At 72.4% G+C, this 11,690-nt stretch carries 9 protein-coding genes; all 9 read right to left on the bottom strand.

The genetic code is table 11. The annotated features are described in order from the left end of the window. Window positions 1-78: 78 nt before the first annotated feature. The 9 genes from ACLL9L_RS12310 to ACLL9L_RS12270 are packed head-to-tail and all read right to left on the bottom strand — an operon-like array spanning window position 79 to window position 11,631. Window positions 79-897 (bottom strand): FHA domain-containing protein, encoded by an 819-nt coding sequence (locus ACLL9L_RS12310; RefSeq protein ID WP_411284949.1) that lies wholly within the window; start codon window positions 895-897, stop codon window positions 79-81. Next, window positions 894-2,174, bottom strand: a complete 1,281-nt coding sequence (locus tag ACLL9L_RS12305) for a VWA domain-containing protein (RefSeq protein ID WP_411284948.1) — start codon at window positions 2,172-2,174, stop codon at window positions 894-896. Before ACLL9L_RS12305 ends, ACLL9L_RS12310 begins: the two co-directional genes overlap by 4 nt. After that, window positions 2,174-3,559, bottom strand: coding sequence for a protein phosphatase 2C domain-containing protein (locus ACLL9L_RS12300; RefSeq protein ID WP_411284947.1), 1,386 nt, complete (start codon window positions 3,557-3,559; stop codon window positions 2,174-2,176). Before ACLL9L_RS12300 ends, ACLL9L_RS12305 begins: the two co-directional genes overlap by 1 nt. 13 nt (window positions 3,560-3,572) lie before the next feature. Beyond that, entirely contained in the window at window positions 3,573-6,008 is a 2,436-nt protein-coding gene (locus ACLL9L_RS12295) for a tetratricopeptide repeat protein (protein WP_411284946.1), read from the bottom strand. Next, window positions 6,008-7,189, bottom strand: coding sequence for a hypothetical protein (locus ACLL9L_RS12290; RefSeq protein ID WP_411284945.1), 1,182 nt, complete (start codon window positions 7,187-7,189; stop codon window positions 6,008-6,010). Before ACLL9L_RS12290 ends, ACLL9L_RS12295 begins: the two co-directional genes overlap by 1 nt. Before the next feature lie 11 nt (window positions 7,190-7,200). After that, window positions 7,201-8,169 carry a glutamate ABC transporter substrate-binding protein gene (locus ACLL9L_RS12285; protein WP_411284944.1) on the bottom strand — a complete coding sequence of 323 codons (969 nt, stop codon included), beginning with the start codon at window positions 8,167-8,169 and terminating at the stop codon, window positions 7,201-7,203. Further along, complete coding sequence (locus ACLL9L_RS12280; RefSeq protein ID WP_411284943.1) at window positions 8,166-9,473, bottom strand: hypothetical protein; 1,308 nt, start codon at window positions 9,471-9,473, stop codon at window positions 8,166-8,168. The genes ACLL9L_RS12285 and ACLL9L_RS12280 overlap by 4 nt, the downstream gene beginning before the upstream one ends. Then, complete coding sequence (locus tag ACLL9L_RS12275) at window positions 9,470-11,041, bottom strand: AAA family ATPase (protein ID WP_411284942.1); 1,572 nt, start codon at window positions 11,039-11,041, stop codon at window positions 9,470-9,472. The genes ACLL9L_RS12280 and ACLL9L_RS12275 overlap by 4 nt, the downstream gene beginning before the upstream one ends. Then, window positions 11,041-11,631: a hypothetical protein gene (locus ACLL9L_RS12270; RefSeq protein WP_411284941.1), complete on the bottom strand. Its 591-nt coding sequence runs from the start codon at window positions 11,629-11,631 to the stop codon at window positions 11,041-11,043. Before ACLL9L_RS12270 ends, ACLL9L_RS12275 begins: the two co-directional genes overlap by 1 nt. Window positions 11,632-11,690 lie beyond the last annotated feature (59 nt).

The raw sequence follows: 11,690 nt of genomic DNA, 5'->3' as shown, positions 1-11,690 counted from the left end.
CCCGTGGAACTGTCCGGACGTCGGCGCGACGCAACGAGCATGGCCCTTGGTGCACGGTCTGCATCGTCTCCGAAGCCGTCAGGTGGAGTTGGCCTCGATCTCCTCGTCGGTGGCCTGCCGCACGACGATCCGGGTCCACGCCCCGACGTAGACCCGGTCATCCCCGTCGAGCTCGGTCCGGGGGCCGACGTTGATCGGCTGCTCCGGGAGGGGGCCAGACGCCGGACCGACGAAGGTCCCGTTGGACGAGCCGAGGTCCTCGACGAACCACCGACGACCGTCGGTGGAGAGCTGGGCGTGGCGCCGGCTCACACCGGTGTCGGAGGTGCAGTCGACGTCCGGCACGATGTTGCGGCTGGCGGACACCCGGCCGATCAGGGCGCTGCGGTTGAGCAGCGGCACGACGCCCGGCAGTCCGGCTGACGGCATGGGTTCCTCGGCCTCCTGACCGGCATACCAGTCCGGGTCGACCCAGACCTCGGCGACCCACTCGAGGGCGATGGCCGGCGACACGTTGCCGGTGGCACCGACCGGCCCGGGCACCGCCGGCCCGCCCTCGGCGGACTCCGCCCCGGGCTCCGGCGCGTTCACCGGGGATGAGTTCGGCGCTCCTGCAGCGGGTTCCGTGGGCAATGCTGCCGAGGCAGGGACGGCCCCCCGGGGCAGGGCACCCGTCGTGAAGTCATACCCGCACGCCTCACAGAAGAGCGCGTCCACCGCGTTGGACGTCTGGCAGTTGGGGCAGGTCTGGTCGACCGGTGCCACGGACTCGGCCACGGACTCGCCCTCGGCCTCACTGCTGGGTGGCGGCTGCTGGTCGGGGTCGATCTTCGCGCCACACGTGTCGCAGAAGTCGTTCGCCTGGGAGGTGTGGCCGTTCGGGCACCTCGCCGTCATTTCTTCACCCGGGTCGTCTTGGTGGACGCGGTGTCGAGGGCCATCTCGTCGAGCTTCTCCACGCCCTTCTTGAGCCGCACGGTCCCGTCCTCGGCGTTGTCGATGTCGACGACCTTGCGCAGTCGAGAGGTCATCTCCTGGTCGCCCGACGCCGCCGCGATCTGGACCGCGCGACCGAGCTTCGCCGTGGCGTCGTCGTCGCGACCGGCCGCCTTGGCGGCGAGCCCGTCCTGGATGACCTGCGCCAGCTCGGCCTGCCCCGTGTAGCGCGCCACCTGGTCGTCGATCCGCGTCGTGAGGGAGTCGTCGTTCGACCACGTCGCCTTGACGAGCGCCTGGGTCTGGATCTCCTGCCCGAGGGCGACCATGACCCGACCCGCAAGCTGCTCCTGCCCCACCGACTTCGCCGGCAGGCGCACCGCGACGTGGTAGTCCCGGCTCTCGTCGGCCCACGCACCGGTCGGGTATCCGGCCGTGAGCGGGTTGACCTGGGTGCGGCGGGACGTGAGGTCCTCGAGGGTCGGGGCGACCTGCTTGACGAAGAGCGTCTGCGCGCCCTGTGGGGTCCAGACCCGCACGTCGATGTTGGCGACACCACGCGCCATCGCCCTGCGGATCAGGCTCTGGAACTCGGCGGCCATGTCCTGGGCGGCGGGGATGAGGTCGACCGTGCCGAGCAGGGCGGAGGCGATGCGACGGACCTCGTCAACCTGCCACCGGTCGCCGAGGCCGCGGCAGTCGCATTGGAACTGCCCTGTGGCGTCCTGGATCGACCGCGTCAGCTGTTCGGGGGTCTCGTGCTCGTTGGCCCCGTCGGTGAGCAGGATCGCGTGCCGCTGCGTCGCCTGCGGCACCGTGCGGAACACCTCCGCAGCCTTGGTCAGCCAGGTCCCCATCGCCGTGCCTCCGTCCGCGCGGAAGTGGCCGATGGCGTTGATCGCCGCCTGGCGCGACGACGGGTCCATCCGCACCATCTGCGGGGCGCCACCGGCATACGGGAAGACGAGCGTGCCCACGTGGTTGCCGGCGATGACCCCGAACCAGGTGCCGTCGGTGATCTCGTTGATCGCCGCGGTCGCGGCGTTGCGGCCCTGGGCGATGCCGTTCTCGCCCATCGAGCCGGAGGTGTCGACGATGATGATCTCCGCGGCGTCGGTCGCGCTGGACTGACCGGCCTGGCCGGCGCCGCGGCAGGTGACGCGGACGATGGCATGGACGTCGGTCCCGCCATCGGGGAGGAACTCGTTCTGGAAGACCTCGGCCGTGAACTGGGCCATCAGGGGGTGTCCTTTCCGTCGTCGGAGTCCAGGACCGGGTCCACAGGCTCCACTGGGTGCTCCGTCGGGGCAGAGGTCGACGGTGAGGGTGCAGGGGGCTCTCCCCTGTATGACGAGCCGGGGGTCGCCGCGGGTTCCCGCGTCGAGGCGGTCAGCCCGGTGGGGGGTCCGGCCTCGGGGACCGGCGGCTGGGGTGCGGCGTCGACCTGACCGACCCGGACGAGGGCGACGGTGATGTTGTCCATCCCCCCGCGGCCGAGGGCGAAGTCGGTGAGCGCCTGGGCGAGCGTTGCGGGGTGGCGCCCTGCCGTCCCGAGCTGCGCGACGGTGTCGTGGACGAGGGCCCGCAGGTCCGTGGCCTCGGAGCAGTAGTTCCAGAGGCCGTCGCTGGCGACGAGGAGCCAGCCGTCCTCGTCGAGGTCGAGGTCGCTCGTGTGCGGTGTGATGTCCTCGGGGGCGTCCGAGCCCAGCCAGCGCGTGATGGCGTGCGCGCCGACGCCCGTCTCTGCCTCGGCCCGCGGCACACCGGCGGCCATCTGCTCGGCTGCGTAGGAGTCGTCAGGAGTCAGCTGCCGTGGGGCGCTCCCGGGCGCGTCGGGGAGCCAGTATGCCCGGCTGTCACCAACGGTGGCGACGACGGCAACGCCGTGGTCGACGAGGGCGGCAACGAAGGTGCAGGACGGGGGACTCTCGACCTCGCGGTCGGCGGTCGTCTCGACGACGGCGCGGCAGGCGGCCTCGACGGCTTCGCCGAGACGCTGCTCGATCGCAGCGACGATGGCGGTGCGCGTCCCCATCCCGCGCGGCACCGGGTCGTCGAGGACCTCGCGGGCGGCCCGGCTCGCGGCGAGGCTCGCGATGTGGGAGTCGGTGGAGTTCGACACCCCGTCACAGACCACGATCACACCGAAGGACAGCGCCTGCTCCTGCGCATGCAGGGCCATTGCGTCCTCGTTGCGGCTGTGCCGGATGCCGATGTCGCAGACCCCGGCCAGCCAGGGCTGCGGCTCCTCGACGAAGTGGTCGCGGGGGTCGCGCTGCTTGGATCCGCAGTTGTCGCAGTAGCCGTCGACGTAGGTGCCCTGACGGCAGTCCGTGCAGGCCTGGCCCCCGTCCGACGGGAGCGGCGGTGCCCCCGTGTCGCGAGCAATGGCGCCGGTCCACCCGACGTCGAGCGGGGACTCGTCGCCCTGCTCGGCCGTCACCGGGGTGGCCGCCTGCACCGAGCGCACCCGGGGCTCGATGACGGGGCCGGATCCACGTGCCGCCAGCTCGGTCGTGGCCCGGCCCCCCGTGAAGTCGAAAGCGCACTCCTCGCAGAAGAGGGCGTCGGGGGAACGCGTCGCACCACAGTTGGGGCAGAAGCTGGGAGGGGCTGCGGTCACGGTCCGGCCCGCCTCATCGCAGGGTCCAGGGTCGGACCGCGTTGGCCTTGTCGATGAGCTGGACCCTGTCGTCCCGTCCCGAGGTGAGCCGGGCCAGCTGGCGCAGCGCCGCCTCCAGAGCCTCCCGCATCCCGCGCGAGGTCGCGAGGTGGTCGCCGATCCGCAGGCCGGGTGCCTCGCCGCGCTGGCTGACCTCGCCGAGCCCGGTCTCGTAGATGTGCACGTTGAGCCGGGCCCGGTCGCCGGGGTCCATGAGCACCTGATCCACACTCGCGTGGGCGCTGGCCAGGGCCGGCAGGCCGCCGCCCGACGAGGCGAGGATGTCCGCCCGGGCCTGGCGGGCGAGGGCATAGGCCCGGGACGTCGGCGGGATGAGGTCGAGGCCCTCCACGGCGCCCTGGACGTCGCCCCGCCGGGTCCGGAGTCGGGCCATGCCGAACGCGGCCGCCGGGATGAAGTTGGTGTCGGTCCGCGCGCACGCCGCGTAGAGGTTCTCGGCGACGTCGAGCTCGCCGCTCGTCTCGCAGCTGTAGGCGAGGGCGAGCTTGGGGGCGAGCTCTCCCGGGACCTGGCCGTAGACGGCGTTGAAGGCGCTCTGGGCCTCGCGGGGGTCGTTCTGCAGCAGCGCGCTCAGGCCCTGCATCCACACGGCACGCCACTCCCACGGGTCGGCGCGCAGCATGGCGTTGACCACCTCGTCGACGAGGTCCGGCCGGCCGGCGTGCAGGGCGGCCCGGCAGGTCTCGAGCTGCACCTCCGGGGACGCGGCGGGCGCGGCATACAGGGCCGTGAGCCGCTCCTGCGGTGTCGATCCGGCGAGCCCGTGGAGCCAGCTGGCCTGGGGGTCGTTGGGGTCGACACGCAGGGCCGGGAGGGTCTGCCAGTCGAGGGTGTCGGTGGCGATCGCCGGCTCCTCGAACAGCAGCGACGAGGCGGAGCTGATGGCCCGGCCGCTGCGCTGCTGGTCCTGGGCGACGACCTCGCGCAGCACCCCGAGCATCTGCACCCGCAGCTCGTCGGCGGAGGCGAACCGGTCGTCGGGCGAGACCGCGCACGCCTTGAGCAGCAACCGGTAGAGCGAGTCGTAGCGCTGGAAGAGTGGGGTGTCCTCGACCGGCGGCAGGGAGGCGAGGTAGGTCGACTGGTAGCCCCGGAACTCCATCATCAGCACGACGAGGGTGCGCCCGATCGTGTAGATGTCCGAGGCCACCGTCGTGCCCTGCTCGGCGACCTCGGGCGCCTGGTAGCCCACGGTCCCGAAGATCGCCGAGTCGTCGTCGTCGATCTTCCGGACGCCCCCGAGGTCGATGAGCGTGACCATGTCGCCGACCTGGATGAGGTTGTCGGGCTTGAAGTCGCAGTAGACCAGGCCGAGGTCGTGCAGGTACTGGAACGCCGGGAGGATCTCGAGGATGTAGGCCAGGGCCTGGTCGGCGGGGATGGGGTCATAGCGATGCGTCCTCTGCATCCGCTGCTTGAGCAGAGACTTCAGGGACGTCCCGCCCACATATTCCATGACGATGTAGCCGGCGTCGTCGTGGGTGACGAAGTTGTAGATCTCGACGATGTGCGGGTGGGACACCTGGGCGAGGAAGCGCTGCTCGGCGATGGCAGCGGCGAGGGCGTCCGGGTCACCCGAGTTGAGCAGCCCCTTGAGCACGACCCAGCGGTCGGAGACGTTCTTGTCCCGCGCGAGGTAGACCCAGCCGAGGCCACCGTGGGCGAGGCACCCCGCGACCTCGTACTGCCCGGCGATCAGGTCGCCCGGGCGCAGCTTCGGGTCGAACGAGAACGCCTGTCGGCACCTGGCGCAGAAGCCGGTGCTCCGGCCGGGGACGCCGTCGTGGCCGCGCCCGACGGCGTTGCCGCAGTTGGAGCAGTAGCGCTTGTCCTCCGGGACGACGGGGTTGTCCATGATGGCCGTCGACGCGTCGATCTCGGGCACCGGCGGGATCGTCGTCAGGCCGGCACCGAGGCGGGCGCTGCGCATCCGCTGCGAGCTGCTGCCGACCCGGCGGGTCGTCCGGCTGCCGGGCTGGCCGGCTCGGGCCGAGCCGAGGGCGGTTGAGGCGAGGCGGTTGCTGGCCCGTGACATCGTCGACGGGGAGCTCGCCACCCCCGCTGGTGCGGTCGCGAAGGACAGCGGCTCGAACGACTCACCCGAGGCGCCGCAGACGTCGCAGTAGCCATCCAGGACGTGCCCTGCGCACCTGGGCTGATGGCACGGCGTGCCGTCCGGGACCGAGGAGCTGATCTGCTGCTGGACGGCTGCGCGCAGGCCGCTGCCGTCGTCGTCATCGCCGACCTCCCCGGGGCCGGACATGGGGCCGGACACCGGGGCCGCCCCGCCCACCCCGCTCTCACCGGGCGAGCCGCAGACGTCGCAGTAGCCGTCGAGCAGGTGGCCGGAGCAGCCGGGCTGGGTGCAGGCGGTCGCGGTCGGACTCATCAGCGGGTTCCCTGCGTCGTCACGGACTGGAGGTAGGCCTGGAAGGCGGCGACGAGGGCGCGGACGCGGAGCATGTCGGTGGGGGCCCGGGCGAAGGCCTGGTCGAGGCGGCCGGCGAGGTCGTCGAGGTCAGGAGCGCGTATGCCGGACGCCCGCGCCTGCGCGCCAAGCGCGCCGACGAGGCCGCGCACCTCGTCCACCTCGGCGAGGGCGTCGGCGTAGGCCGAGTGGGCCCGGGTCAGGGCCCGCGAGACGGCGTCGAGCCGGCCGAGGTAGAGCTCGAGGGGCTTCGGGTCGGTCGGCACCTCGCCGAGCGCGGTGACGTCCGGGATGGCGAGGCGTGGTGCAGGATCCACCGCGGCGACGCACTGGTCCTCCAGGAGGCGGATCGCGGCGCCCCGGGCGGCGAGCTCGGTCCTCAGCCGCCGGGCCCGTTCGGCGTCGCGGGCTGCGTCGAGGCGCTGGCCGGCGCCGACGATGAGGTCGCGCTCGGTGCTCGACGCGTCGTACTCCAGCGGGGCGAGGAGGCCGCCGACGTCGGCGCCCCGCCTCGCCCGGTCGGTGACGTCGACGAGGCGCTGCTCGAGCCGCTGGTGCAGGGCGCGGGCGGCGTCGCGACCGGCGCCGACCGGGACCAGGCCGATCTGGTCGCGGACCCGCTCGATGGTCTCGCGCACGTCCTTGAGCCGGGTGCCGACCTCCGCGCCGGACGGCTCGAGGGAGAGCCGGGCCCGCAGCGACGAGGTCATCGCGTCCGAGAGCCGGCACGCCTCGGGCAGCGAGAGGGCGAGGGCGCCGGCGGTGGACGGGGCCAGGGAGCCCGCCGCCGAGCCGGGGGCGACGTCGAGACGGCCCCAGATGAGTGCGGAGATCCGCTCGGCCTCCCTGGGCCCGACCCGGCCGTTGTCGAAGGTCACCTCGAGCAGGTCGTAACGGTCCGAGATGGCCTTCCACAGCGCCATCGAGACGAGCATGTCCCGGCTGAAGGAGTCCCGCTCGCTCGAGGCCAGCGCGACGGCGTCGAGGGCGTCGAGCTCGCTGCGTCGCTTGTCGCGCCAGAGGCCGAGGTCGCGCAGGTAGGCGAAGGCGTCCTGGGCCGCCACCGCCGCGCCGAGCCGCCCGGGAGGCTCCGGAGCGGCTCCGGTCGACGGCGGCGTCGGAGGGGTGAGGTTGAGGGACATGGGCGCCGCCGTCACGGACGACCGTAGACGGACTGCGGCGGGGTGGGGGCCGGTCCGAGACGGGCCGCGAGCCACCGGTCGTAGATGGCCTTCCACCGGCCGTCGGCCTTCATCTGTTCCAGGACGGTGTTGACGAAGGAGACGAGGTCCTTCGCGTCCTTGGTGATGCCCAGGCCGTAGGGCTCGTCCGTCTCGGGCGCCATGGTGGGGACGACGGCATACGGGTCCTGCGCGACGAGCCCGGCCAGGACGGTGTCGTCGCCGGCGATGGCGTCGACCTTGCCCTGCTGGAAGAGGACGAGGCAGCCCGTGTGGGTGCCGGCCCCGACGGCCTCGATGCCGGCGACGCTGCGGACCTTGTCCATCGTCGAGGTCCCGTTCGGGGCGCAGACCCTCTTGCCGGTGAGCCCGGCCAGCGACGTCTCCGTGGCCCCCTTGCGGACGAGGATCTTGAGGCCGGAGCGGTAGTACTCGGCCGAGAAGGAGATCTGTTCCCACCGCGAGCAGGTCATCGTCATGTTGCGGGCGACGATGTCGACCTTCTTGTCCTTGAGGACGGTCAGCCGGTCGCTGGCCTGGATGACGACGAGCTGCACCTTGGCCGGGTCCCCGAAGATCGCGGTCGCGACCGCCTTGACCATGTCGATGTCGAAACCTTCGATCTGGCCGGTCAGGGGGTTGCGTGAGCCGAGGAGCAGCGAGTCGGCGGAGACCCCGGCGATGAGGTAGCCGCGGTCCCTGATGGCCTTCACGGAGGCGCTCGCAGCGCCGGTCTGGAGGTTGGCGACAGGGTTGTAGGACTGTGTCGCATTCGTGCAGCTGGGAGCGGCAGCGGGCGTCGAACCCTGGGGCGGCGTCGTCGTCACGGACGGGACGGTGGTCGGCGCGTAGTCACCGCCGGAGGTGCAGGCCGCTGCGCCCAGGACGAGGGCGAGGCCGATGGCCACCCCGGACCGACGGGTCCTTGACCGGGTCCTCATCGGTACTCCTCGAGTCGTTGCGAGATCCCTCGCAGGGCCAGGAGCGCGGCCGCGAGGCAGATGATGAGCAGCACCCAGCCGGTGACGGTGACCCTGGTCTGCGGCTCGGTGACCTTGGCCTGCGTCGCGGCACGGAACGTCTCGAGCGACTGGTCGGCCTGGCTGGTGAAGGCGGTGAATCTCGCGTTGGCCGACGCGGGGTCCGTCTTCGTCGCGGCGGCGACGGCCTGGTCCCACGTGCCGTCGTCGTCGAGCTTGCGGATGGCCACGTGCTCCGTGACGTAGGCGTTCCACGCGGTCCGGAGGGACCCGGCCGGCCCGATGCTGCCCTGCGCCGCCCCGAGCACGACGAGGTTGGTCAGGACCGACTCGGAGGGCGTCTTCCACTTCGTCTCGCTCGCGTTGCCGGCCCGGGCGATGAGGGTCAGGCTCTCGTTGGACTTCGCGTCGAAGGCTGCCGAGCGAGCGTTCGCGAGGGCCAGGGTCGCCTTGTAGTCGGAGCCGCGGACCGTGGCGAGGCCGCTGCCCACCGACCCAAGGGTGGTCGTCCCGAGCAGGAGGGCGACGAGGACGAGGCCCGCCGCCACGGTGAGCGGGACGTTGAGGTAGCGGTGGGTGCGCCGGGCCAGCCACACGATGACGACCACAAGCACGATGAGCGCGAGGGTGCCGACCAGTCCCAGTGCCACCCCGGTGCTGCTCGCCCCGAACTCCTGGTCAGCCCGCTGCGCGTTGGCGCTCGTCACGGCGGCGACCACGGGCAAGGTGGTGGTCCGCAGCCCGAGGCTGGCGTTGTTGAGGTACTGCGACCCGATCGGCAGTCCCTGCCGGTTGTAGACGCGGGCCTGCTCGACGGTGGCGGCATACGTCTGGACCTGCGCGTTGAGCTGACCGAGGGCGGTGCCGTCGGCCGGCTGGGCCGTGGCCGCCTCGGCGATCGCTGCGGCGACCCGGCTCATCGTCGCGTCGTAGTCGGCCCGCTGTGCGGGGTTCTCGAGGCCGCCGACGAGGAAGGCGTTGGTCGCGCTGGCGTCCGCACGCAGCAGGTCGGCGTAGATCCCCTGGGACCGCACGACCTGGGCGGTGTCGTGGTCTGCTCGGCTCAGGGCGGCTGACGAGGACCACAAGATGGTGGCGCCGACGATCCCGAAGACCGCCGCGGCAAGTGCTGCCACGGCCCCGAGCAGGCGCATCCGCCCGGGGGTGCCCTCGAAGGCCGAGCTGAGGAAGACCCGGAGCGGGTTGTCCGGTGCGCCCGTGACGCCGATGACCTGCTCCGGTGCTGAGGTGGCTTGCTGGGTCATCCGGGTCCTCCCCGCAGGCGGGTGTCGTCCGGCAGGTCGGTCGCCCCGGCGGCCGAGGTGCCGGACGCAGCGGAGACCTCCGCCGGGGACGGGTCGACGTCGGTGGTCTCGGGGGGGCGGAAGTCCTCCGTCAACAGCAGGCGCAGCTGCTCCGTCGTCGGCTCCTCGATGTCCTGCAGGCGCCACGCGTGCCGGCCGATGGCCTCCTCGAGCAGGTTGCGGGCGAAGCGCCCGTTGCCGAAGGACTGGTTGCGCGCCGTCCCGGCGAGGATCGCGCGGAAGGCCTCCTGCGCGTCGGGCGAGACGTCGTAGTCCGCCCCGTCCGCGAGCTTGCCGAGGATGTCGACGACCTCGTCGTCGGTGTAGTCGGCGAAGTCGATCGTCGTCTTGAACCTGCTCGCCAGCCCGGGGTTCTGGGCGATGAAGACGACCATCGGGTCGGGGTAGCCGGCGACGATGACGACCAGCTCGTCGCGCCGGTCCTCCATCTCCTTGACGAGGGTGCCGATCGCCTCAGTGCCGTACTGGTCGCCGCCGAGGGAGTATGCCTCGTCGATGAACAGCACCCCACCAGCGGCCCTGGTGCACACCTCCGCCGTCTTGATCGCCGTCTGGCCGAGGTAGCCGGCGACGAGCTCGGACCGGTCCACCTCGACGAGGTGGCCCTTGCTCAGCAGGCCCAGGGCCCGGTAGATCCCGGACACCATCCGGGCGACGGTCGTCTTGCCGGTGCCGGGGTTGCCGACGAAGACGAGGTGCCGGGTGACGTCCGGGTTGCGCAGACCCGCGGCGTCGCGCCTGGCCTCCACCTTCAGCATCGCGACCTGCTGGTGCACCTCACGCTTGACCCGCTCGAGCCCGATCATCGCGTCGAGGTCGCCGAGCAGCTCCTCGACGGACCGCTCGGGCTCAGGGTCCGCAGCGGCATCCGTGGTGGCCTCGGTCACGGCGACGTCCTGCCCGGATGCCGCTGTGCCGTCAGCAGACTCGCCGGTATGCCGGGCAGTCGGGTCCGCATCCGGCCCGCCGGAGGAGGGCGCTGGGAGAGCGGGCGCCTGCGCACCCGGTCCGTGCAGGAGCCGCAGCGACTCCAGGATCCGCGGGTCCTGGAACGGGGCGAGCGCCGGGTCGAACCGCGTCCCCGGGGCGGGGGAGCCCGTGGCACCGCTGCGCTGCGCCTCGGCGGCCCGGATGATGTTGGCGGTGACCCGGGCGTTGGTGGTCCCGAGGGTCGAGGCCGCCTCGACGACGGTGACGAGGGCGTCGGCATACTCCTTCGCCTCCGTCCCGGTGGCACGCAGGTGCGTCACCAGGGCGCTGGGGCTGGCGCGCCACTTGCGACCCGAGGAGGCCGAGCTGATGAAGGCGTCGTTGGCGGCGGCGATGTCGTCGGCGTCGGCCATGCCCGTGGCCCGGGCCCAGTCCTGGGCCGCGCGATAGGTCGGGCTGGCCGGCTCCGCGACCGTGGCCGACAGGACGACGCCCTCGCGGCGGGCCTCGTGGGCGTCGAGTCCGAGGCGCCGGGCCACCTCAGCCAGGGCGTCGAGGGCCTGCTCGAGCTGCGGCATCAGCCCTGCCTGCCCGTCGGAGGAGTCAGCGGGGTGGGCGCGTCGGGGTCACTGGGCGGCAGGGGCGGCAGGGGCGTGGTCCCGATCCGCAGGTCGCCGCCGCCGGAGGCGGCGCCGAACTTCTCCTGGAGGAAGCGACCGTGGACCACCAGCGCCTCGGCGTCCGCACGGCATACGGCGTCGAAGACCTTGTCCATCGTCGCGCCGAGCAGGTCGAGCTGGTCGATGAGGATCATCAGCGAGGTCTTGCCACGGTCGACGGGACGCGAGTCGGCCCACTGCCGGGGCAACCGGAGGTATCCCCCGATCGCATCGGGGAGATAGTCGGTGGCCGTCGCCATGACGTTGTAGGCCTGCGGGCTGCCGTGCCCGAGGGTCTCGAGCCGGGGCACGGTCTCGCGCACGATCCGCGCCACCCGGCCGAGGCGCGACTGCACCATGCCGGGGGCCTTGCCCTCACGGGCCTGCTGCTCGACCCGGTCGATGGCGTCGAGCAGGTCCTGGCTGGTCGGCACCCGTGACGCGGCGGACGCGATCTCGGGGGCGCGCTCCGGACGCGAGCCGAAGCCGAACCACGAACCGATACCCATGTGCCGATCTTCCCCCTGAGTGGTCGCGGGACGACGTGCGGTGGACGGATTGTTGTGCG

This window comes from Lapillicoccus sp. (assembly GCF_046595215.1).
In the GTDB taxonomy this organism is placed as follows: domain Bacteria; phylum Actinomycetota; class Actinomycetes; order Actinomycetales; family Dermatophilaceae; genus Lapillicoccus.
The sequence above is the reverse complement of the archived record's forward strand: the minus strand, read 5'-3'. Positions and strand labels throughout refer to the sequence as shown.